The organism is Devosia marina (assembly GCF_009758415.1).
GTDB classification, from domain to species: domain Bacteria; phylum Pseudomonadota; class Alphaproteobacteria; order Rhizobiales; family Devosiaceae; genus Devosia; species Devosia marina.
The window spans coordinates 1-22507 of sequence record NZ_WQRF01000009.1; the positions used below are offsets into that span (position 1 = coordinate 1).

Annotated in this window: 18 protein-coding genes and 1 tRNA gene; 13 read left to right on the plus strand and 6 right to left on the minus strand. The window is 61.6% G+C overall.

Features of this window, described 5'->3' with window-relative positions; all coding sequences use genetic code 11:
• Positions 1–145: 145 nt before the first annotated feature.
• From GO014_RS16865 to GO014_RS16885, 5 genes are all read right to left on the minus strand, one after another.
• Positions 146–997: an HNH endonuclease gene (locus GO014_RS16865; RefSeq protein WP_157291507.1), complete on the minus strand. Its 852-nt coding sequence runs from the start codon at positions 995–997 to the stop codon at positions 146–148.
• Between the two features lie 99 nt (positions 998–1096).
• Entirely contained in the window at positions 1097–1963 is an 867-nt protein-coding gene (locus tag GO014_RS16870) for an ABC transporter ATP-binding protein (protein WP_157291508.1), read from the minus strand.
• Positions 1960–2988 carry an ABC transporter substrate-binding protein gene (locus GO014_RS16875; protein ID WP_210252472.1) on the minus strand — a complete coding sequence of 343 codons (1029 nt, stop codon included), beginning with the start codon at positions 2986–2988 and terminating at the stop codon, positions 1960–1962. The genes GO014_RS16870 and GO014_RS16875 overlap by 4 nt, the downstream gene beginning before the upstream one ends.
• Before the next feature lie 26 nt (positions 2989–3014).
• Positions 3015–3788, minus strand: a complete 774-nt coding sequence (locus GO014_RS16880; protein ID WP_246204704.1) for an ABC transporter permease — start codon at positions 3786–3788, stop codon at positions 3015–3017.
• Positions 3789–3970: 182 nt separating this feature from the next.
• The gene (locus GO014_RS16885; protein ID WP_157291509.1) at positions 3971–4732 is read right to left on the minus strand and encodes a FadR/GntR family transcriptional regulator; all 762 of its coding nucleotides are present in this window, start codon (positions 4730–4732) and stop codon (positions 3971–3973) included.
• Positions 4733–5169: 437 nt separating this feature from the next.
• Between GO014_RS16885 and chvE the strand changes: the two genes are divergently transcribed.
• From chvE to mmsB, 3 genes are all read left to right on the plus strand, one after another.
• Entirely contained in the window at positions 5170–6246 is a 1077-nt protein-coding gene (gene chvE / locus GO014_RS16890) for a multiple monosaccharide ABC transporter substrate-binding protein (protein WP_343030997.1), read from the plus strand.
• Positions 6247–6402: 156 nt separating this feature from the next.
• Positions 6403–7935 (plus strand): multiple monosaccharide ABC transporter ATP-binding protein, encoded by a 1533-nt coding sequence (gene mmsA / locus GO014_RS16895; protein ID WP_157291510.1) that lies wholly within the window; start codon positions 6403–6405, stop codon positions 7933–7935.
• Complete coding sequence (mmsB, locus tag GO014_RS16900; protein WP_157291511.1) at positions 7932–9215, plus strand: multiple monosaccharide ABC transporter permease; 1284 nt, start codon at positions 7932–7934, stop codon at positions 9213–9215. Before mmsA ends, mmsB begins: the two co-directional genes overlap by 4 nt.
• 241 nt (positions 9216–9456) lie before the next feature.
• Here the strand turns inward: mmsB and GO014_RS16905 are convergent.
• Positions 9457–9530 (minus strand) — tRNA-Gly (locus tag GO014_RS16905).
• Positions 9531–9718: 188 nt separating this feature from the next.
• Here GO014_RS16905 and GO014_RS16910 point away from each other — a divergent pair.
• The 10 genes from GO014_RS16910 to GO014_RS16955 all read left to right on the plus strand — a co-directional run bounded on the left by GO014_RS16910 (position 9719) and on the right by GO014_RS16955 (position 22507).
• Complete coding sequence (locus tag GO014_RS16910; RefSeq protein ID WP_157291512.1) at positions 9719–10726, plus strand: LacI family DNA-binding transcriptional regulator; 1008 nt, start codon at positions 9719–9721, stop codon at positions 10724–10726.
• A gap of 360 nt (positions 10727–11086) precedes the next feature.
• Positions 11087–12988 (plus strand): ABC transporter substrate-binding protein, encoded by a 1902-nt coding sequence (locus GO014_RS16915; protein WP_157291513.1) that lies wholly within the window; start codon positions 11087–11089, stop codon positions 12986–12988.
• Between the two features lie 239 nt (positions 12989–13227).
• Positions 13228–14220, plus strand: coding sequence for an ABC transporter permease (locus tag GO014_RS16920; RefSeq protein WP_157291514.1), 993 nt, complete (start codon positions 13228–13230; stop codon positions 14218–14220).
• A gap of 1 nt (position 14221) precedes the next feature.
• The gene (locus GO014_RS16925; protein WP_210252473.1) at positions 14222–15358 is read left to right on the plus strand and encodes an ABC transporter permease; all 1137 of its coding nucleotides are present in this window, start codon (positions 14222–14224) and stop codon (positions 15356–15358) included.
• On the plus strand, positions 15342–16367 hold the full coding sequence (locus tag GO014_RS16930; protein WP_425482096.1) for an ABC transporter ATP-binding protein: 1026 nt from the start codon (positions 15342–15344) through the stop codon (positions 16365–16367). The genes GO014_RS16925 and GO014_RS16930 overlap by 17 nt, the downstream gene beginning before the upstream one ends.
• Entirely contained in the window at positions 16364–17395 is a 1032-nt protein-coding gene (locus GO014_RS16935) for an ABC transporter ATP-binding protein (protein WP_157291517.1), read from the plus strand. The genes GO014_RS16930 and GO014_RS16935 overlap by 4 nt, the downstream gene beginning before the upstream one ends.
• Positions 17396–19249 carry a DUF2264 domain-containing protein gene (locus tag GO014_RS16940; protein WP_157291518.1) on the plus strand — a complete coding sequence of 618 codons (1854 nt, stop codon included), beginning with the start codon at positions 17396–17398 and terminating at the stop codon, positions 19247–19249.
• On the plus strand, positions 19246–20256 hold the full coding sequence (locus GO014_RS16945; protein ID WP_157291566.1) for a hydroxyacid dehydrogenase: 1011 nt from the start codon (positions 19246–19248) through the stop codon (positions 20254–20256). The genes GO014_RS16940 and GO014_RS16945 overlap by 4 nt, the downstream gene beginning before the upstream one ends.
• Positions 20256–21866 (plus strand): acyltransferase, encoded by a 1611-nt coding sequence (locus GO014_RS16950; protein WP_157291519.1) that lies wholly within the window; start codon positions 20256–20258, stop codon positions 21864–21866. Before GO014_RS16945 ends, GO014_RS16950 begins: the two co-directional genes overlap by 1 nt.
• The gene (locus GO014_RS16955) at positions 21863–22507 is read left to right on the plus strand and encodes a ThuA domain-containing protein (protein ID WP_157291520.1); all 645 of its coding nucleotides are present in this window, start codon (positions 21863–21865) and stop codon (positions 22505–22507) included. The genes GO014_RS16950 and GO014_RS16955 overlap by 4 nt, the downstream gene beginning before the upstream one ends.

Below are 22507 nucleotides of genomic sequence, written 5' to 3' on the forward strand. Positions count from 1 at the left end.
CGCGCCAATGGTACTAAGTCTCAAGACTTGGGAGAGTAGGTCACTGCAAGGTCTGCAAAAAACACACACTCTCTTCACAAAACCAAAATCTCAAAACGCCCCCGCAATAAATCGCGGGGGCGTTTTGCGTTCAAAGACCCCTGACCTATCCCAGAAACACATGCTCCCGGTGAAACTGCAAATGCTCGGCCCGTGGCCAGGCCTGCACCGCATTGGGGAAGCGGGCGACCTGCCGCCCATGCAGGTGTCGGCGAAGCGATGCCGGGGCCAGAGTGCTCAGTATGATCCCGTCGGCATCGGCCAGCGTGAATCCGCCGCGGTCATAGAACCAGTGATGCGTGCGGCACATGGGCATGGCATTGGTCAGTTCGTCCGGACCGCCATGCGCAAGCGCTCGCAAGTGGCAGACTTCCACCTCATGGGCACCAATCGCGTGAATGGAGTTGTCGTCCCCGCAGACAGCACAGGCGGTTCCGTAAGCCTGTAATACTGACCAGCGCAAGCGCACATTGCGCAATATGGTGTCCTTGGCGCGACGTAGGGGGGCCGGTCCGTCCAAATGGCGAAACCGCGGTGCCGGCGGCATATCGAATCCGTCCATGGCACGATTCTGGCTGGCAAGCGCAGCTGCTGCTCGTTGGTCCTCTGGCAGCAGCGCCCGGATGTTGGGCGAGAAATAGCTGAAATCCAGGCTGCCATCCTCTCGATATGCCCGGCTCTCCAGCGGGGCCGCAAGCGCTTCAAGCGAAACACAGCGCGTGAAATGGACGACATCATCCAGCATCAGAAACATGAAACGGCGTTGCGTCATGTCGGGAGCAACATCTGCCAGCATTGCCGTGGCGAAATAGCCATGGCGCGGTTCGTCTCGCGGCGCATAGAGCAGCACGCGTTCACCGATGCTGTTCAGTGCCAGTTCCCTGTTGCGATTATCCATGCGGACGCGGTTGAGTGATCTTTGACGAGTGGGACGGACATTGAGTACGGCCACAGGCATACGAAGTTCTCCTTGCACGGAGAGCTACGTAGAAGGTCTATTGGAAACAGTACCTTAACTGAGTATCGCGGTCCGGGCTGACGACTTGCCTGGTCCAGATCAGCCGCGTTCCCTATCTGCTTGGACATGCCGGCCAAAAAACGCCGATGTCGGATCGGCCAGCACCAGGTCCCGGATTCGCGACCACAAATGCTCGCGCAATCGGCCATATTCGGTGGCCCTCCGGGCATCGGTACTACGGCGCGGCCGCGGTAGGTCGACCCGCAGGTCTTCGAGCACGGCGCCCCCGCCCATCACGATCACCCGGTCGGCCAGCAGCAGGGCCTCATCCACGCTATGGGTAACAAACAGCACTGTGGGGTGTTGGCGCTCCCACAGCGCTAGCAGGTCATCCTGCATCAACTCACGCGTCTGGGCGTCCAGGCTCGCAAAGGGTTCATCCATCAGCAGCACGCTCGGCCGGCCAATCAGGGCGCGTGCCAGCGCCACGCGTTGTCTCATGCCACCCGACAACTGGGCTGGATAGTGACCGGCCCATCCCGCCAGTCCAACCTGCTCAAGCTGCGCCTGAACCCGATGATTCAACTCTGTCCTATCAAGGCTCTGCCCTTCGAGGGCAAAGCCCACATTTCCCGCAACGCTGCGCCAGGGGATGAGGCGAAAGTTCTGGAAGACCATGCCGATGGCCGGACCGGGCCGCGGCGGTGCATCGCCGATCTCGATACGGCCGGTGTCCGGTTCCAGCAGCCCGTCCGCCAGACGCAGCAAAGTGCTCTTGCCACAGCCCGAAGGGCCGATCAGGGCGACGAACTGCCGTTCGGCAATCTCGAGATCGACTTCCCGCACCGCACTGGTCCGCGCGCCATTGCCCACGGTGAACGCCTTGCTGACGCCAGAAAAACGAATGCCCCGTCCGCGCGACGTGGATCTATGGATAGCATCGGGCACGGACGGGGAATGGCTCATCGATCCGCAGGGTCCATGCCGGCGGCGGCCCCGAGGGAGGCCAGTGCCGCATCGACCGCCGCAAAGCTCACCCAGTCTTCTAGCGCCAGGGGAGGGACTGCGGAGAAATCCTCGGTGCCATAAAGCCAGTCTGCCGTATAGGTCAGTTCATCGGCGCTCATCCCGCCATTGACGCTCCAGCTTGTGGCAAAGCTTGTCACCAACATATCCAGCACGGCGGTGTCGGCATCGGGCAGCGCTTCGGCCATGCCGTCCACCCAGAGCTGCGGATCGGCCGCAACATCGCGGCTGATGCGGATCAGGGCCCGGATGACGGCGGCCACGTCGTCGGGGCGTTCCGCCAGTACCTCGCCTGGTACGGCATTGACCTTGTTGACCAGCGGCGCCGCGGCAAAATAGGCGTCCTGGTCGACCAGCACATGTAGGCCGGAGGTGTCGGGCAGGCTCAGCCAGGTGCCGATCGACATGGTGGTGGCGTCAATTTGCCCTGCGGCCAGGGCCTGGGCACGCACACTGGGCTGGCCCAGAGTCACGATCTGGGACTGTTCGATATCGGCGCCCATGCTGTCGAGCACCAGACTGGACAGGGAATGATCAAGGCTCCCGATCCGGCCGACACCAAAGCTGGCACCGGCCAGGTCTCCCACGGTGAGGATCTCGTCATTGGCGGCAATCAGAAACGGCAGCGCCTTGTTGGGTGATGTCACCGCGCGCAGGTCGGTCGCCCCGGCGGCAATGGCCTGCAGCAGGGCATCTACCCCGATATTGGCCATTTCGCCTTCGCCTGCCTGCAGGGCAGCCAGCGCCGAGGGAGTCTGCTGCACGCGGACCAGTTCGACATTGACGCCTTCCTGGTCGAAATAGCCGAGCGTTTCAGCCAGATCCATCACCGAATTGGGCACCAAAGGTGGCTCGAGATGGGTGACGATCAGGCGAAATGGCGCATCCGACTGGGCCAATGCGCTAGTGGCGAACGCGCCCAGAAGAACCAATGGCGCAAGACGGCGGATGAGCATGGATGGCATTGGAAAAGTCTCGTTTTCTTCGGTATTCAATTCGACCAACGGGTCAGGCGGAGTTCGAGCAGGCGCAGCACTTCGGTGACGACGACACCGATCGCGGCCAGCGTGAGGACGATGACAAAATATTCGGCCATACGGAAAGTATTGCCATAAAGGGCCAGCAGCCCGCCCAGGCCGGTCACGGCGGTGTAGAGCTCGGCGACAACCGTGTTGATCAGCCCGATCGTTGCCCCGATGCGCAGGCCTGCCAGCACATAGGGCACCGCGCCGGGCAGCACGATGGCCCTGAAGATGCGGCTGCGTGACGCGCCGGCGCTGCGGGCCATTTCGACCAGATCCGGGTCTGCCTGGCGCACTCCGGCATAGGTGTTGATGATGATCGGCATGACCGCGCCGAGAAACACCACGAACAGCTTGGCCTCTATGCCCAGCCCCAGCGTGAGGATGATGAGCGGAATGAACGCCACTCGGGGCGTCGCCGCAAGTGCATAGACATAGATCTCAATGGTTCGGCCCAACAGGCCAAACGCGCCCATGACAATGCCCAGTGGCAGGGCAAACGCGACGGCCAGCGCAAAGCCGCCCAGATAGGTGACCAGGCTAGCCCCGAGCGCTGTCGGCAACCGGCCATCAGCCCAGAGCCGCCTGGCGGCCTCAAACGTTTCCAGCGGCGAGGGGATGATATTGCGGCTGACATTGTCGGCGGCCACCGCCCAAAGCAGCATGAGCAGTGCCAGAACGCCCAGCCGCATGGCCGCGATCAGCCAGGGCGAGGCCGAAGCATGTTCTGAGCGTCTAGCCAATGCCGGGCCTCCGTGAATTGGGCAGTTGTCCCGCTGCGGGATCGCGGTCAGCCAGGTACAGATCGATACGCACCTGTTCGGCAAGGGCCAGGCAAATCTGCACCATTGGCGATAAGCGTGCACCGGCATGCGCGTCAACTGGCATTGTATTTTGCCGCTGTGCCTGTGGGCCAACCAATCAATCAGGTCGCCTGGTCGGCCACGTTTGAGAGTGCATTGCGAATATCGTTCTCGGTATCCTTGAGATGCTGGCGCATGGCCTCGCCGGCCGCCCGGGCATTGCCCGCCCGGATGGCCTCTAGAATGCGTTCATGCCAGGCGATGGTGTCGTACAGCGTGTGCCCGCGATTGGCGTGACCGCGCCGGCTGATCTGAATGCCATGCCTGAGTTGCGTCGACATGGCCTCGAACAGATAGCCCAGGATACGATTGCCACTGGCCAGGGCAATCGCCTCGTGGAACCCTACATCGAAATCGTGGAAACGGCGGTCTGCTGCCGGGTCCCCCTTTATGGCCGCGTCGGCATTGTCCTGCATGCCGCGCAACGCGCTTTCGATGGCCGCAATCCCGGCGCGGTTCGCACGTTTGGCGGCCAGGGTCGCGCTTTGCACTTCGAGCGAGAGCCGCACTTCGATCAGGTCGAACAGGCTCTTGGAGTCATTGTGTAACAGCGATGTCAGAAAATCTGAAAAGGCCGTGCCGTCTGGCACCCGCACTACAGCTTTCCGGCCCCGCGCAATGTCCAGCAGGCCGCGTCCGGCAAGTAGCTTGACCGCCTCGCGAATGGTCAGGCGGCTCACCGCATATCGGCTGGCAAGCTCGGCTTCGCTGGGCAGGCTTGCGCCCGGGGTCAGTGCGGTGAGGATTTCGTGGGCAAGATCGTCTGCAACATCGCCGACAGCGCTTCCCCGCCCGGATATGGAACCACTTCTGGAAATTCTCAACTCCCAAACATATCAGATAACTTTGAACATTTTTGACCGTTTTTTCGAGCCAAGACAACCCACGATCATGCCCCGCCTGTCATTCCGATAATTCAGGTGTCCGTTGCGCCATATGCTCTGGATTTTTTTGCGATAGTCGAAAAATACACATTGGGGTGCAAGGCGACGCTTTACATGCCTATCTGATTATTCTAGCTTCGAATGCGTGGGCTTGGGAGAGTCCATGGCGGCGGACCGCCGTCTGTACCGGAGGATTTCAAGCAGATCGTCAAGTCATGCCCCTCAGGGTATTGGCCTGTTCCAGATGCGGCGTCAGCCGGCAATCGATGGTGCGGCCTTGCGGCTGCGTCAGCGCTGGTCGGGCCAGGGCTGCGTGACGTCCCCGATCCCACAAGACCATAATCAACCAATCTCGAAAGTTTTTAGGGAGTCGAGACGTGAAGGTTCTCAAATCAATTGCGACGCTGTTCGCTGCGGGCGCGCTGGCCGCTACTGCAGTTACCGGCGCCTTTGCCCAGGACAAGGGTCAGATCGGCATTGCCATGCCGACCCAGTCGTCGCTGCGCTGGATCTCGGACGGCAACGAGCTCAAGACCGCGCTCGAAGGCATGGGTTACACCGTCGACCTGCAATATGCGGAAGACGACATTCCCAACCAGCTCGCTCAGATCGAGAACATGGTGACCAAGGGCGTCAAGGCTCTCGTGGTGGCCTCCATCGATGGCACCACGCTCTCGGCCGTGCTGCAGAACGCTGCCGACCAGGGTGTCAAGGTCATTGCCTATGACCGTCTGATCCTCGAAAGCCCCAATGTTGATTACTACACCACCTTCGACAACTTCCAGGTGGGCGTGCTTCAGGCCAACAGCCTGGTCAAGGGTCTCGAGGCCCGTTTCGGCGACGACAAGCCCTGGAATGTCGAGCTGTTCGGCGGTTCGCCGGACGACAACAACGCCTTCTTCTTCTACGACGGCGCCATGGCCGTGCTGCAGCCGATGATCGACGCTGGTGACATCGTGATCAAGTCGGGCCAGCAGGGCATGGAGCAGGTCGGTACGCTGCGTTGGGACGGCGCCGTCGCCCAGGCACGCATGGATAACATCCTCTCGGCCAACTATTCGGACGGCAGCCGCGTGCATGGCGTGCTGGCCCCCTATGATGGCCTGAGCCGCGGCATCATCTCTTCGCTGCGCGGCGTTGGCTATGGCTCGGGCGACCTGTCTTGGCCGATCATCACCGGCCAGGATGCGGAAACCCCGTCGGTCAAGGCGATCATCGCCGGCGAGCAGTACTCGACCGTGTTCAAGGACACCCGCGAACTGGCCCAGTACACCGCCCAGCTCATCAACACCGTGCTCTCGGGCGAAGAGCCGACCGGCCTGGACACCTCGACCTATGACAATGGCGTCAAGGTTGTGCCCTCGATCCTGCTCACCCCGTATGAAGTCGATGTCACCAACTACGAAGAACGCGTGATCGCTTCGGGCTACATCAAGGCCGAAGAGCTGCAGTAAGCGGCTTTACAAACAAGGGATCCCGTTTATTCGGGGTCCCTATTCAGGCTATTTCACCGGGCTTTCCGGCGGTCCCCATGGGCGAGCGGAAGGCCGGGTTCACAAGGAGCAAGACCTAGTGAGCCCATTGTCGGTCACTGAAATGACAGGGTCAGCATGACCAAGACCATTCTGGAGATGCGCGGCATCACCAAGACCTTCCCCGGCGTCAAGGCGCTTTCCGACGTCAACCTGGACGTGCGCGAGGGCGAGATTCACGCCATTTGCGGCGAGAACGGCGCGGGCAAGTCCACGCTGATGAAAGTGCTGAGCGGGGTCTATCCCACAGGCTCGTATGACGGGCAGATCATCTATCAGGGCGAAGAACAGCACTTCAAATCGATCAGCGACAGCGAGCACAAGGGCATCGTCATCATCCATCAGGAGTTGGCGCTGGTGCCATTGCTGTCGATTGCCGAGAATATCTTTCTGGGCAATGAGCAGGCCAAGGGCGGCATCATTGATTGGGACGAAACCCGTGACGGCGCACGCAAGCTGCTCAAGATGGTCGGGCTCAAGGAAGATCCCGACACCCTGATCACCAATATCGGTGTGGGCAAGCAGCAGCTCGTCGAGATCGCCAAGGCGCTCTCCAAGCAGGTGCAATTGCTCATTCTGGACGAGCCCACCGCATCGCTCTCCGAAAAGGACAGCCAGGCACTGCTCGACCTGCTGCTCGAATTCAAGAAGCGGGGCATCACCTCGATCATCATCAGCCACAAGCTCAACGAGATTTCCCGCATTGCCGACCGTGTGACGGTCATTCGCGACGGCAAGTCGATCGAGACGATGAACACCGAGGACATCACCGAGGATCGGATCATCACCTCGATGGTGGGCCGCGCGCTTAATGATCGCTATCCGTCCCGTACGCCGAATGTGGGCGAAGTGGTGCTCGAGGTGCGCAACTGGAACGTCTTTCATCCCCAGCATCGCGAGCGCCAGATCATTCGCGATGTGAACATCTCGCTCCGCAAGGGAGAGGTCGTCGGCATTGCCGGCCTGATGGGTTCGGGCCGCACCGAATTTGCCATGAGCGTCTTCGGCAAGTCCTACGGCCAGAAGATTTCGGGTGAGGTCTTCGTCAATGGCCAGAAGGTGGATACTTCAAGCGTCGACAAGTCGATCCGCAATGGCATTGCCTATGCCACCGAGGACCGCAAGACCTATGGCCTCAATCTGATCGACCACATCAAGCACAACACGACCATCGCCAATTTGATGGGGGTGTCGCGCTGGGGCGTGATCGACGATCTGGCCGAACTCGACGCGGCCAATGATTACCGCAAGAAGACCAATATCCGCTCCTCCAGCGTCTATCAGGTCGTGGGCAACCTCTCTGGCGGCAATCAGCAAAAGGTGGTGCTGAGCAAATGGCTCTACGCCAACCCTGATGTGCTCATTCTCGACGAGCCGACCCGCGGCATCGACGTCGGGGCCAAATACGAAATCTACACCATCATCAATCAGCTCGCCGCCCAGGGGAAGGCGATCCTGGTGATCTCCTCCGAAATGCCCGAGCTCCTGGGCATCACCGACCGTCTCTATGTTATGAATGAAGGCCGCATCGTGGGCGAAATGCCCACCAGCGAGGCGAGCCAGGAAAAGATCATGCGCTCCATCGTGCGCGCCGAAGGAAAGGCATCATGACCACCGAAACTGCACCGACCGGAACCGGTTCCGCGGCCCAGCCGGCTCAGGCCCATGAAATGACGCTGATGGGTGCCCTGCGCGCCAATATGCGCGATTACGGGCTGCTGCTGGCACTGATCCTCATCATGCTGTTCTTCCAGTATTTCACCAATGGCGTGCTGTTCAAGCCGGTGAACCTGACCAACATCATTCTGCAGAACAGCTACATCATCGTGATGGCGCTGGGCATGCTTCTGGTCATCGTGGCCGGTCACATCGACCTTTCGGTCGGCTCGGTCTCTGGCTTCATCGGCGCACTGGCAGCCATGCTCATGGTGGGCTGGAATTTCCCGCCCGAGCTGGCTTTCCTGGCCCATCCGCTGGTCGCTGGCGCCATCTGTCTTGTGGCCGGTGCGGCCATCGGGGCCGCGCAGGGCTATATCATTGCCTATCACCGGGTTCCGGCCTTCATCGTCACGCTGGCCGGCATGCTGATCTTCAAGGGGCTGTCGCTGGCCATCCTGGCCGGCAAGTCGGTTGGTCCGTTCCCGGCTGAGTTCCAGATGCTTTCGGCCGGCTTTATCCCCGATATCGTTGGCCCGATCACCATGCCCTGGCTGGCCGAAAACGGCCAGAACGTGGTGCTGCACTCCACCACCATGGTCATCGCTATCCTGGCCATTGTCGGCATGGTGTTCTTCTCGATCCGCGGGCGCGGCCGTCGTCTGGCGCGCGGCTACGACGTTGAGCCGTTCAGCCTGTTCATCATCAAGAATGTGGTGATCGCGGCGCTGGTGCTGTTCTTCGCCTATATGCTCGCCTCCTATCGCGGCCTGCCCAATGTGCTGGTGGTGATGGGGGTTCTCATCGCCTTCTTCGTGTTTATGACCAAGCGCCTGACCTTCGGCCGCCGCATTTACGCCCTTGGCGGCAATCTCAAGGCGGCGGCGCTGTCGGGCATCAAGACCGAACGCACCACCTTCTACATCTTCGCCATCATGGGCGCCCTGGCGGCGCTGGCTGGCATGATCTATGCAGCCCGCCTCAATTCGGCGACGCCCAAGGCCGGGCAGGGTCTCGAACTCGACGTCATCGCGGCCGTCTTCATCGGCGGCGCATCGGCGCTGGGTGGTGTGGGGCAGGTGGCCGGCGCGGTGATTGGTGCCTTCATCATGGGCGTGATGAACAACGGCATGTCGATCATGGGCGTCAACATCGACTGGCAGCAGATGATCAAGGGCGTGGTGCTGCTCGCAGCCGTGTTCTTCGATCTCTACAACAAGAACCGGTCGGCCTGACCCCGTTCAAACCGAAACACGATGTCGCCGGATTGATCCCGGCGGCATCTGCCAGCGTATCGAATAGGGCCATGTGCGGGCCAACGCTATCACCCCGCACCCTCGCAGAACGTCTCTGCACCCTACAAGATCGCTTATGGCTATCCTGCATGCCGCCGCGAGCTAGACGCGCGGCGCCAGCCGGCAAACCGCCGCCAGGCAGTGTCGGTAGCCATCAAAATTAGCGGCGATGTCGGGGAAATGGAGCGGGTGAAGGGAATCGAACCCTCGTCGTAAGCTTGGGAAGCTTCTGCTCTACCATTGAGCTACACCCGCAACGCGCCTTAAATGCGGGAATTCGTGACAAGCGTCAAGCGGTGCTATCGAACGGCGGACCTGTTGGGAAGCGCTGTCCACACACTCTGTTCATCAAAAGGGGCCTGGACCGGTATGCCCCTGAGAATTGGCCCTTGATTTACTCAAGAAACGCAAATATTGCGTAAGGGAGCAGGAGAGGGACCGCAATGGCACCGGGCAAGCGCGCCAGCCAGGCCGATATCGCAGAAAAGCTGGGCGTCTCGGTGTCCACCGTATCGCGGGCGCTGGCCAATGAAATCGGCATCAGCGATGCCGTGCGCGGCGAGGTGCAGCGGGTTGCCCGGATGATGGGCTATAAGAGCAAGCATCCGCCGAACGGTATTCGCCTCGACAAGCGGGCCCTGGCGCTGGTGCCGATCAACAGTGCCGTAGGCAGTCTGGCCAGCTTCTATTATGACATTGTCGAGGGCATGCGGGCCCAGGCCGAGGCACTGGGTCTGGTGCTGGACGTCCGGCTGGTCAATGAAGATCTCGTGACGCTCGACTTTGTTCGCCGCCAGGTCTCCAAGACAGGCGCAAATGGCCTCATCCTGGCCGGTATCGATCCCGATAAGGCCCTCGCGCAATGGGTCCTGGACAACGATCTGGCGCTGGTCCTGGCCAACGGCAGCGATCCGCTGATGCGCTTCAGCTCCGTGTGTCCGGCCAATTTTTACGGCGCTTATATGGCCACCCAGCACCTTATTGATGCCGGGCACCGCAAGATCCTGCACTACACTTACTGTCACCGCCCAACCATCCTGCAGCGCCGGCGCGGGTTTGAAGCGGCGGTGGCCGCCAACACCGGCACCGAAGGGGTCGTGGTGATCTCCAACGAGCACACCAGCAAGGATCTGCTCGCAGCTCTGCTTGACGGCAAATACGATGTGACCGCGGTCTTCTGCTGGAATGACAGCGTTGCCGTCACCATGGTCGAGTCTCTGCTTGGTCAGGATTCGCCAATGCGGGCCGGCTTTTCCATTATGGGTTTCGATGATCTGCCCATTGCCGGCATGGCCAGTCCGCGCCTCAGCACGGTTCGGGTGGATCGCGAGGCACTCGGCCGCGGAGTGGTGCGTTTGCTGGCCAATCGGCTCGATGGTGAGTTGGCCGTGCAGCAGCTCGAAATCGGCCTGTCGCTGATCGATGGCGAAACGGTGCATCAGCCGCTCTGATCGGCGGTCAGCGCAAATTTTCTTAGCTCGAATGTTGAAATACCCCCGTTTGGCCACTTCGGAAGCGGTCCTATCGGGCTGGCTTTGCGATGCAATTTCCGCAAAATTGCAGAAATTGCGTGAAACACGCAAAAAGCTTGAAATTGCGCAATTTCATGCGTAGCTTTGCGTGTGCCGCATCAGCGCGCTTAGCCCAAACAAAGCTGAACGCAGGGCGAATTTTCGCTTCCGGGAGGGAAGCTGAACGGCACTGAGCACCTCACCCCAGCGTGAGGATCTGACGGACCGGCCCAGAGGAAAGCCGGACCTGAATTTGCGTCGATGCCAACCGGCGTCGACTGAGGGAGGACAAGAATGAGAATGAACCATTTGTCTGGTTTGGCCGGGGCAGTGGCCCTGACAGCCATTGTGGCCGCGGCCGGGCCGTCCTGGGCCCAGCAACAGGCGCCCATGCTTGATGCGCTGGTGGAAAGCGGCGAGCTGCCGCCTGTTGAGGAGCGCCTGCCTGCCAATCCGCTGGTCGTCGAGCCTGTAGAGAGCATCGGCACCTATGGCGGCACCTGGCGCAGCGCCCTGCGCGGCGGTCTCGATAACGCCTGGATTGCCCGCACCGTCGCCTATGATGGCTTGGTGCGCTACAACCGCGAGTGGGACGAAATCATTCCCAACCTGGCCGAAAGCTGGGAAGTCAGCGAAGATTCGCGCACCTACACCTTCAAGCTGCGCGAAGGGCTGAAGTGGAACAACGGCACCCCCTTTACCAGTGCTGATATCGCTTTCGCTGTCGAGCTGATGAGCGAACCCAGCTATGGCGCCGGCACCTTCATCAAGAACCCCAACAACCCGGTGACCGTCGAGGTCATCGACGAGACGACTTTCAGCTTCGTCTTTGAGAACCCCAATGGCCTGATCATGGACGATCTGGCCAGCGTCAACGGCTTCACCGTCGTCTCGCTCAACAAGGAATACTGCAGCCAGTTCTACCCCAAGTATAATCCGGATGCCGAGGCCAATGCCCAGGCAGCCGGTTTCCAGACCTGGGAACTGCACATGCAGGATCGCTGCTCCTGGGCTACCGAAACCATCCGCTGGGCCAATCCCGATCTGCCCATGATGAACCCGTGGATGATCGAGGAGCCGCTGACGGGCGATGCAACGCGCACCACCTTTGTGCGCAATCCCTATTATTGGAAGGTCGACACCGAGGGGAACCAGCTTCCTTACATCGACCGGCTCAGCATGCGCGTTTCGGACTCGCTCGAAGAGATCACGCTGATGGCGCTCAATGGCGAGATCGACTTCCAGGACCGCCACATCGCCACCGTTGCCAATCAGCCGCTGTTCTTTGATGGCCAGGAAGCGGGCGACTATCGCCTCGGCGCCAACGTTCCTTCGACGTCCAATACCCTGGTGCTCCAGTTCAACATGAACCACGTTGACGAGAAGCGTCGCGAACTGTTCCAGAACAAGGACTTCCGCATCGGCGTCAGCCATCTGCTCGATCGCCAGGAAATCATCGATGTGGTCTTTACTGGCCAGGGCGAACCCTTCCAAGTCGCACCACGCCCGGAAAGCCCCTTCTATGATGAGGAATTCGCCAAGCAGTACACCGAGTTCGATCCCGATGCCGCCGCCGCCGCCTTCGAGGCTGCAGGCCTGGTCAAGTCTGGGGACGTCTACACCTTCGCCGACGGCACGCCGCTGCAGATCACCATTGACCTGATCGCGTCCTTCCGTTCGGAATGGGTCGACATGATGGAGCTGATGCAGTTGCAGCTTGAGGCCGGTGGCCTGGATATCGAACTCAACAACATCGACCGCACGCTTTATTACGACAAGCGTCCGCTGGGTGACTATGACGCCCAGATCTGGCAGGGAGATGGCGGCCTCGATGTGGTGCAGGAGCCCCGCTACTACTTCCCGGCCAATGGCGAGAGCGTCTGGGCCTTCCGCTGGCAGGCCTGGTACAACGGCGCCAACCCCGAGATTGCCGAAGAGCCGGCTGAATGGGCCAGGAACCAGATGGACCTCTACACCCAGCTCCGCGCCGAGGGTGATCCGGAAGTCCGATCCGACCTGATGAAGCAGATCCTGGAAATCTCCAAGGAGAACTTCCCGGTCATCGGCGTCAGCCTGCCTGGCAATGGCTACTACATCGCCAAGAACAACATGCGGAACATCGCCGAGCCGATGCTGCACGCTTATCTGTTCCCGACCCCAGGTCCCTACGACCCGTTCCAGTGGTACTTCGCTGCTGAATAGGTCCCTCCCGGCCTCCCGCGGCCCCTCCCCAGAGGTCGCGGGGTGGCTGAGAGCTTGAGAGTTTTCCTTCTCCCTTTGGGGAGACGGTGCCCCACATGGGCAGGTGAGAGGTCGCCCGGGCATGACGGCCAGGCGCTTGCAGGAAGTCCTCACACCGAAGTTCTATCGGCCGCAGAAAATCGGTCCGTCTCTCGCAAGGGGCGAGGGCGCATCCAGTTCGTTATTCCAGGAAGACGCCCATGCTGCGTTTCATCATCAATCGCCTCATCGCCATGGTCCTCACCCTTTGGGCAGTCAGCGTCGTCGCCTTCGCCATCATTCAGCTGCCGCCAGGCGATTACCTGACCACCTATGTGGCCACACTCAATTCAAACGGCGACCGGGTGGATCCCTCCACCATCGAGGCGCTGCGCCAGCAATATGGCTTCGGCGAACCTTTCCTCGTACAGTACTGGAAGTGGATTTCCGGCATTGTCGGCAGGGGTGATTTCGGGCAGAGTTTTGAATGGAAGGCGCCGGTCACCACCCTGATCTGGGGACGTTTGGGCAACTCCATCCTGATCGAAGGCCTGGCCGTCTTTGCCATGTGGACCATCGCGCTGCCCATCGGCATCTATGCTGCGGTGCGTAAATATTCACTGGGCGATTACCTGGCCACCATTGGCGGCTTCATTGGCCTGGCCGTGCCCAATTTCTTGATGGCGCTGGTCCTGATGTACCTCAGCTTCGTCTGGTTCGGCACCACCATTGGCGGTCTGTTCTCGCCCGAGTTCGAGAACGCCCATTGGAGCCTGCCGCGCATCTGGGACTTCCTGTCCCGTGCCTGGGCCCCTGTGCTTGTTCTGGCCACCGCGGGAACCGCAGAGCTGATCCGCATCCTGCGCGCCAACCTGCTCGATGAGCTGAAAAAGCCCTATGTCACCACTGCCCGGGCCAAGGGCCTGCCGGAGTGGAAGGTAATCCTCAAATATCCCGTGCGCGTGGCGCTCAACCCCTTGGTCTCCACCATTGGCTGGCTGCTGCCCACCCTGGTTTCAAGCTCGGTCATCGTTTCGGTGGTGCTCAACCTGCCGACCGCCGGCCCGCTATTGCTGCGCTCGCTGACCAGCCAGGACATGTATCTGGCCGGCGCGCTCATAATGTTGCTCGGGGTACTCACCGTCATCGGCACGCTGGTTTCAGATCTGCTGCTGGCCTGGATTGATCCGCGCATCCGCTATGGGAGCAAATAACATGGCCGTCGAGACGATTTCCCCGGCAGAGGCCGCTGCCCCCCGCAAAATACGCCGCGAGTCCCAGCTTGCCCTGATGTGGCGGCGTTTTCGCCAGCACCAGCTGGCCGTGGTCAGCCTCTGGCTGGTTATCACTTTCTACCTTATCGCCGCCCTGGCCGAGTTTCTGGCGCCGACCGATCCGTCTGCCTATAGCGCCCGGTTCACCTATGCGCCGCCACAGGGCTTGCACTTGTTCCTCCAGAACGAGGATGGCGGCTGGTCCTTTCAGCCCCACGTCAATGGTTACAAATCCGAGGTCGACCCCCAAGCCATGCGGCGCACCTTCGTGGTCGATCCCGAAGTGGTCATCCCGGTCCGCTTCTTCGCTCCGTCCGAGCCCTACCAGCTGGCTGGATTCATCCCCATGTCGGTCAAGCTTATGGGCGTCGAAGGCCCCCGCGATCCCTTCTACATTCTGGGCGCTGACCGGCTCGGACGCGACCTGCTGAGCCGCCTTATCCACGGCACCCGCATCTCGCTGTCGATTGGTCTGGCCGGCGTCACGCTCAGCCTGTTGTTCGGCATCATCATTGGCGGCTTTGCCGGCTTCTACGGTGGCTGGTTCGACAGTGCCGTCATGCGCATCGTCGAATTCATCCGCTCCATGCCCACCATCCCGCTCTGGCTCGGCCTTGCAGCGGCTCTGCCCAAGGATTGGACCGCGCTGCAGACCTATTTCGCCATCACCATCATTCTCTCGCTGATCGGATGGACCGAACTGGCCCGCGTGGTGCGCGGCAGGTTCCTCTCACTGCGCACCGAGGATTTCGTCACTGCCGCCCAACTGGACGGCGCCAGCGACTGGCGCATCATCACCCGCCACATGGTGCCCAGCTTCACCAGCCACATCATTGCAGCAGCGACGCTCGCCATTCCCGGCATGATCCTGGCCGAAACCGCGTTGAGTTTCCTCGGCCTCGGCCTGCAGGCGCCCATCGTCTCCTGGGGCACGCTGCTCCAGGAAGCCCAGAACATCCGTACCCTGGCCACGGCGCCCTGGCTTCTCGCCCCCGGCATTTGCGTGGTGGTTATCATTCTTGCCCTCAACTTCTTCGGAGACGGCCTTCGTGATGCCGCAGATCCCCATGGCCGATAAACCGCTCCTAACCGTAAGAAACATGTCGATCAGCTTCTCGTCACCCGACGAGGCCGATATCGAAGCTGTCCGGCAGGTCGATCTCTCCCTGACCCCCGGCAAGACGCTGGCCCTGGTCGGCGAAAGCGGCTGCGGCAAGTCCGTCACCGCCCGCGCCGTTCTCCGCCTGCTCGACAAGAATGCGATCATCCCATCCGGCGAGATCCTGTTCGATACCGGCCAGGGCGCCGTTGATATTGCCCGGCTCAAGCCCGATAGCCTCGCCATGCGCTCCATTCGCGGCGCCGAAATCTCGATGATCTTCCAGGAGCCGATGAGTTCGCTCTCGCCCGTCCACACCATTGGCGACCAGATCGACGAATTCATCATCCTGCATGAGCGCCTGTCGCCAAAGCAGGCCCGCGAACGTACCGTCGCTTTGCTCGACCAGGTCGGCGTGCCCGGTGCGCGCGACCGGGCCAATGCCTATCCCTTCGAGCTTTCCGGCGGCCTCCGGCAACGCGCCATGATTGCCATGGCACTGGCCTGCACCCCCAAGCTGCTCATCGCCGATGAGCCGACCACCGCGCTCGACGTCACCACCCAGGCCCAGATCCTCGACCTGCTGCGCCAGCTCCAGGACGACTACGGCATGGCCATGCTGTTCATCACCCACGATCTGGGCGTGGTGGCCGAAGTGGCAGACGAAATTGCCGTGATGTATCTGGGCGATGTGGTGGAGCAGGGCGACGTCTATGAAGTGTTCCGCCGCCCTAAACACCCCTACACCCAGGCGCTGATGAACTCGGTGCCGCGCCTCTCGCGCAAGGCCGACCGAAAGCGGCTCTCCCCCATCAAGGGCACTGTGCCCTCGCCGAGGGACCGCCCTTCGGGCTGCGCCTTTACCAGCCGATGTCCGCATGCCTTCGCGCCGTGCCCAGCTCAGCGGCCCGAACGCACCCAGGTCAGCGCCGGCCATGTGGCGCGCTGCCATCTCCTTGCCCATGAACCGGCGGAGGCCCTCGCATGACCACGCTGCTTTCCGTCGAAAATCTCTCCAAGGTGTTCACCCTCGGCGGCGGCCTGTTCGGCAAGGGCCGTGACCTCGTCGCCCTCAACGATATCAATCTGACCGTAGAACAGGGGGAAACCCTCGCCATCGTGGGCGAAAGCGGCTGCGGCAAAACTACGCTAGGACGCTGCATCATCAAGGCTCTGTCGGTGACCTCGGGTCATGTCCGGTACCATCCCGAGGGCGGCGAGGCGGTTGATCTCACCACGCTGAACAAGCGGGAGATCAAGCCTCTTCGCCGCGATATCCGGATGATCTTCCAGGACCCGATGAGTTCGCTAAATCCCAATATGCGGGTCTTCGACATCGTCGCCGAGCCGCTCCGGATCCACAAGCTCATGCGCGGCAAGGAATTGGAAGCGCGCGTCTATGATACGCTGGCCAAGGTCGGCATTGCGTCCGACGCCGCCGGTCGCTATCCGCATGCGTTCTCCGGTGGCCAGCGCCAACGCATCGGCATTGCCCGCGCCCTGGTGCTCGACCCAAGGCTGGTCATTGCCGATGAAGCCGTCTCGGCGCTTGACGTGTCGATCCAGGCCCAGGTGCTGAATCTGCTTGACGATCTCAAGGCAGATTTCGGCCTCACCTACATCTTCATCAGCCACGATCTGGGCGTGGTGAACTACATCGCCGACCGGGTGGTCGTGATGTATCTTGGCCATGTGGTGGAGAATGCGCCCACCGAAATGCTGTTCGAGCGACCGCGCCATCCTTACACAGAAATGCTGCTCGAGGCCCTGCCCATTGCCGACCCGACCCGGCGCAAAGGCCGGCGCACCGAACTCAAGGGCGAAATTCCCTATCTCGGCAATCGCCCGCAGGGCTGTCCGTTCCACACCCGCTGCAAATATGCCCAGGACCGCTGCCGCAGCGAAAAGCCGGCTCTGCGTACCATCAACGGCACGGCCCAGCAGGCGGCCTGCCATTTTGCCGAAACACTCGAACTGACCGGTGCCTATGACGCGCCGCAAAAGGCTATTGCATAAATGACCTATGATCCGGCCACCGCCAATCCGCTGTTTGGCAACCCGCTCCATTCCCGCGCCGACGTCGAAAAGGGCCTGCGCGATCTGTTCGATCCCTTGCTGCCCTATTTCTCGCAAGGTGGCGCCCGCGTCCGGCTTGATGGGGCAGGGGCTCATTTCGACCGTGCCGCCGCCGACCTGGAAGGCTTCGCCCGTCCACTCTGGGGCCTGACCCCGCTGGCTGCCGGCGGTGCTGATTTCGAACATTGGGAACTCTACCGCCAGGGCCTCGCCAATGGCACCGATCCCGAGCATCCCGAATATTGGGGACAGGTCAACTCAACCGACCAGCGCATGGTCGAGCTGGCGGCCATCGGTTTCACCATGCGCATGGTGCCCCATCTCGTCTGGGAGCCGCTCCCGCAAGAAGCCAAGGACAATATGGCGGCCTATCTCAAGCACGCCCGCCAGTTCGATTATGCCCACAATAACTGGAAGTTCTTCCGCATCCTGGTCGATCTGGGCCTGGCAGAATGCGGCGTCGACTTCGATCGCAGCCTGACTGAACAATATCTTGAGGAGCTGGATGGCTTCTATCTGGGCGATGGCTGGTATCGCGACGGCAATGTGCGCCGCATCGACCACTACATTCCCTTTGCCATGCACTTCTATGGCCTGATCTACGCCAAGCTCGCCCGTGGCGACGAAAAGCGCGCTGCTGCCTACAAGGAGCGCGCGGCCCTGTTCGCCAAGGACATCCAGCACTGGTTCGATGAAGATGGTGGCACACTGGCCTTCGGGCGAAGCCTGACCTATCGCTTCGCCTGCGGCGGCTTCTGGGGCGCTCTGGCTTTCGCCGACCTCGAGGCTTTGCCCTGGGGCAAGATCAAGGGCTACTTTCTGCGCCATCTGCGCTGGTGGGCCGACAAGCCCATCGCCCATGGCAATGGTGTGCTGTCCATCGGCTACGGCTATCCCAACCTCTTCATGTCCGAGAGCTACAACTCTGCCGGCTCGCCCTATTGGGCGCTCAAGGCGTTTCTGCCATTGGCCTTGCCGGCCGACCATCCGTTCTGGACAGCAGAGGAGGAAGCGGCCGGGTTTGACGCAAAACCCGTCCCTCTCAAGCATCCCGGCATGGTCATGCAGCACTCCCCCGGCAATGTCGTGGCGCTTTCGAGTGGCCAGCAGAATTGGCAGATGCGGCACGGCACCGAGAAATATGCCAAGTTCGCTTATTCCTCACGCTACGGCTTTTCGGTCGAGGTCGATGAGCGCAGCTATCACCAGGGAGCGTTCGACGGGGCGCTGGCACTGAGCGATGATGGCCGTCATTACCGGGTGCGCGAAACCAACGAGACCGCGCAGATTGCAGAAAACTGCCTGTTTGCGTGCTGGAAACCCTGGAGCGACGTGACGGTCGAAACCTGGCTGGTGCCAGCCCATCACTGGCATATCCGCGTCCACCGCATTACCACGCCGCGTGCCCTGCATGGCACCGAGGGCGGATTTGCGATTGCCCGGGCGGACCTCAATGCCGACACCTATCTCGATGCGCCGGGCCGCGGCGAGGCGCGTTCGGCCACCGATGTCAGCGCTATCCTCGATCTCCGCGGTCAGCGCGAGGGGCGGGCCTTCCGCGCTTTGCCCAACTCCAATCTTGTCGTCTCGAAAACCATCGTGCCTCAGCTGCGTGGCGACATTCCGGCCGGAACGACAGTACTAGTGACCGCTGCCATGGCGCTGCCAGCCGGCGAAGAGGCCGACAAGGCACTGGCCAACCCGCCTCACGCCCCAGATCTTGCCGCGCTTGAGGCCCTGTTCGCACGCGAGGGCATCGATGTCAGCGCCATATTGGTGCCGGAGCGGTTCTGATGCGACCAAAACTCATCTTTGCGTTGGATCCGAAAAAGACCGCCCATGTCTTCGAAGCCGACGCCTTGGATCGGCTTGGGCGGAGCTGCGAAATCCTCTCGCACACGCCGCTATCCGGCTTTTCCGCGTCGCAGGACAAAGCGCTGCTGGCAGAGGCCGACATATTGGTGACCGGCTGGGGATGCCCCATGCTGACCCCCGATGTGCTGCGCGCCGCGTCCCGCCTCAAGCTGATTGCCCATGCCGCCGGCACGGTCAAATATACCGTCGACCCCACAGCCTACACGTCGGGCATTCGCGTCACCCATGCCGCCGAAGCCAATGCGGTGCCGGTGGCCGAGTTCACCCTCGCAGCGATCCTGTTTGCCAATAAGCGTGTGTTCGAACTGCGCGATCTGTACCGCGACGATCCCACCCGCCGCAGTGCCTATCGCTTGATGGACCAACCAATCGGTAACTATCGCCGCACTGTGGGACTGGTTGGCGCTTCGCGCATCGGCCGCCGCGTAGCCGCCCTGCTCGCCGGTTTTGATCTCAACGTGTTGCTCTACGATCCCTTCGTTCGCCCCGAGGATCCGATCGCGCAGCAGGCCGAACTTGTCGATCTCGACACGCTCATGGCCCGTTCCGATCTGGTCTCGGTGCACGCGCCCTCGTTACCCTCCACCAGGGGCATGATTGGGTCGCGCCAGCTCAAATTGATGCAGGATGGAGCGGCTTTCATCAATACGGCCCGCGGCGCGCTGGTCGAAGAGGATGCCCTGCTGGCTGAATTGCAGACCGGGCGCATCCATGCCGTTATCGACGTGACCGATCCTGAAGTGCCGCCGGCCAGTTCGCCTTTCTTCAGCCTGCCCAATGTCTTTCTCACGCCCCATGTTGCCGGCGCTATCGGCACCGAGCGGGCGCGTTTGGGCCTGATGGCAGTCGAAGAGATTGAACGCTTCGTGCGCGGCGAGCCCATGCTCTACGAGATTGCGCCGGAGTTGCTGGAGCGGCTGGCCTGATGAAGGACTGGCAGCACCAACGCCTGCAATACCTTACCTGGGACCGGACACCTCAGGACATCGACAACCCCGAACACCGCGCCCGGCAGGCCGAACTTGGCGAGCGGGCAGGGGCCCGGTTCCACCCTTCCGCCTATGTCGCCGCCGATGCCGCCATTTTCACTACAAGGCTGGTGCTGGGTGAGCAGAGCTGGATCGCCGGCCATGCGCTGGTGCGCGGGGAGGTTACGTTTGGTGCCCACTGCACGGTCAATCCCTATGCCATGATTTCTGGCAAGGTGACCTGCGGGGACGGGGTCCGCATCGCCAGCCATGTGTCGCTGGTCGGATTCAATCATGGCTATGACGACCCCGATACGCCTATCTACCGCCAAAAACACGAGGCCCTAGGCATCACCATTGGCGATGATGTCTGGATTGGCGCCAACGCCGTGGTTGTTGATGGCGTCACGATTGGTCGGGGCGCGGTGATTGCCGCGGGCGCCGTGGTCAGCAGGGACGTTCCAGACCTAGCCATAGTCGGCGGCGTCCCGGCCAAGGTGCTGCGCTTTCGCGGGCGCGGTCGGCGCGACGAGACCCCTGCGCAACTGCAGGCGCTGGGCGAGCGCGCCGCTGCGCAATTTCAAGGCATCCTCAAGCGCAACAGGACGGATGGAGACTATCTATCCCGCGAAAACCATGGCGAGAGCCGCAGAAGCATTCGCCACCTCTGCGATGCCATCGAGATCGCCGCCGGCTTCGGCGGCGTGCCTGATGGGCTGGATGTTCCGGCCGCCATTGCCCGCCTGCAGGCCGTGCAAGATCCTGACACCGGCCTCTTTCCCGATCCCTATCAGCCCCCAAAGCCGGACATGGCTATGCGCGATGACGGGCTTGCGCTCTATAATGTCCTGGCGGTCGGCTATGCGCTAGAAGTACTCGGCAGCCAACCGCAACACCCGATCCCGTCGGTCGAACTCTCTGCGCCCTATCTTTGCCAATGGCTGGAAAACTTGCCCTGGCGCAGCCGCGCCTGGGGCGCTGGCGCCGGCGTCGATGCCATCGGCACCGCGCTCTATTTCAACGCCCGCTATTTCACCACCGGCCACGCGCGCGATACGCTTTTCGGCTGGCTGGCGCTCAATCAGGATCGCGCCTCCGGCCTCTGGGGTTCACCCACTAGGGGCGAGGGTCTGTTGCAGCCGGTCAACGGTTTCTACCGGCTGACGCGTGGCACCTATGCCCAGTTTGGTGTGGCCGTGCCGCGCCCGGAAGCGGCCATCGACAGCGTGCTGCTCAACTACCGCAACTATGAAGGGTTCTCGGGGCCCACCTACACGGCCTGCAATCTGCTCGACACCATCCACCCACTCCTGCTCTGCCTTGGCCAGACCGATCATCGCCGCGCCGAGGCCGAACAGATCGCGCGTGCCGTCATTGCGCGGGCCGGCCAGCGCTGGGTGGACGAGCAAGGCTTTGCCTTCGCCGATGGCCAGCAACCTGGATTGCAGGGCACCGAAATGTGGCTCTCCGTCGTGCACCTGGCAGCCAGGCTGCTTGGTGAGGACGATGCTTTCAGTTTCGTGCCCAGAGGTGTCCATCGAACACAAGCTGTAGGATTGGGACTATGACGAAAAAAGCCCTCGTGGTCTGGGGTGGCATGGAATTGCACACACCCGAACGCGGTGCCCATGTTGTGCGGCAACTGCTCGAAGAAGAAGGCTTCACTGTCACGGTCACGCCGGACTATGACGCACTGGGCGCCGAGGACGTCGGCAGCAACGACCTTGTCGTCCCGGTCATCACCGATGGCGCGCTGGCGCCCGAAAGGATGAACAATCTGATCGCCGCCATCCGCGCCGGGACGGGCCTGGCCGGTTACCATATGGGCTTGGCCACCACATTCCGTGCCAGCGTTCCCTTCCGCTATGCGGCCAGCGTCTATTGGGTGCAGCACCCGGGCAATATCATGACCTATAGGGTAGATGTCACCCGCTCCGATCATCCCATCATGGCGGGTATCGAGAGCTTCGAGCACACCTCCGAGCAATATTATCTCAATTACGACCCCGCCGTTGACGTGCTGGCGACCACCACGTTTTCAGGTGAGCACCATCCCTGGCGCAAGGATGTGGTCATGCCGGTGGTTTTCACCACCACGCATGACAAGGGGCGGGTGTTTTACTCCTCCCTCGGGCATACGGCAGACGAACTGGAAATCCCCCAGATCCGCACTATTCTCAAGCGCGGCCTGGTCTGGGCAGCACGCTGA

What these genes read in the sequence shown, in the direction of transcription:
- GO014_RS16865 (WP_157291507.1), bottom strand. Translation starts at nt 997, where the DNA reads ATGCCTGTGGCCGTACTCAATGTCCGTCCCACTCGTCAAAGATCACTC.
- GO014_RS16870 (WP_157291508.1), bottom strand. Translation starts at nt 1,963, where the DNA reads ATGAGCCATTCCCCGTCCGTGCCCGATGCTATCCATAGATCCACGTCG.
- GO014_RS16875 (WP_210252472.1), bottom strand. Translation starts at nt 2,988, where the DNA reads ATGCCATCCATGCTCATCCGCCGTCTTGCGCCATTGGTTCTTCTGGGC.
- mmsA (WP_157291510.1), top strand. Translation starts at nt 6,403, where the DNA reads ATGACCAAGACCATTCTGGAGATGCGCGGCATCACCAAGACCTTCCCC.
- mmsB (WP_157291511.1), top strand. Translation starts at nt 7,932, where the DNA reads ATGACCACCGAAACTGCACCGACCGGAACCGGTTCCGCGGCCCAGCCG.
- GO014_RS16910 (WP_157291512.1), top strand. Translation starts at nt 9,719, where the DNA reads ATGGCACCGGGCAAGCGCGCCAGCCAGGCCGATATCGCAGAAAAGCTG.
- GO014_RS16915 (WP_157291513.1), top strand. Translation starts at nt 11,087, where the DNA reads ATGAACCATTTGTCTGGTTTGGCCGGGGCAGTGGCCCTGACAGCCATT.
- GO014_RS16920 (WP_157291514.1), top strand. Translation starts at nt 13,228, where the DNA reads ATGCTGCGTTTCATCATCAATCGCCTCATCGCCATGGTCCTCACCCTT.
- GO014_RS16925 (WP_210252473.1), top strand. Translation starts at nt 14,222, where the DNA reads ATGGCCGTCGAGACGATTTCCCCGGCAGAGGCCGCTGCCCCCCGCAAA.
- GO014_RS16935 (WP_157291517.1), top strand. Translation starts at nt 16,364, where the DNA reads ATGACCACGCTGCTTTCCGTCGAAAATCTCTCCAAGGTGTTCACCCTC.
- GO014_RS16940 (WP_157291518.1), top strand. Translation starts at nt 17,396, where the DNA reads ATGACCTATGATCCGGCCACCGCCAATCCGCTGTTTGGCAACCCGCTC.
- GO014_RS16950 (WP_157291519.1), top strand. Translation starts at nt 20,256, where the DNA reads ATGAAGGACTGGCAGCACCAACGCCTGCAATACCTTACCTGGGACCGG.
- GO014_RS16955 (WP_157291520.1), top strand. Translation starts at nt 21,863, where the DNA reads ATGACGAAAAAAGCCCTCGTGGTCTGGGGTGGCATGGAATTGCACACA.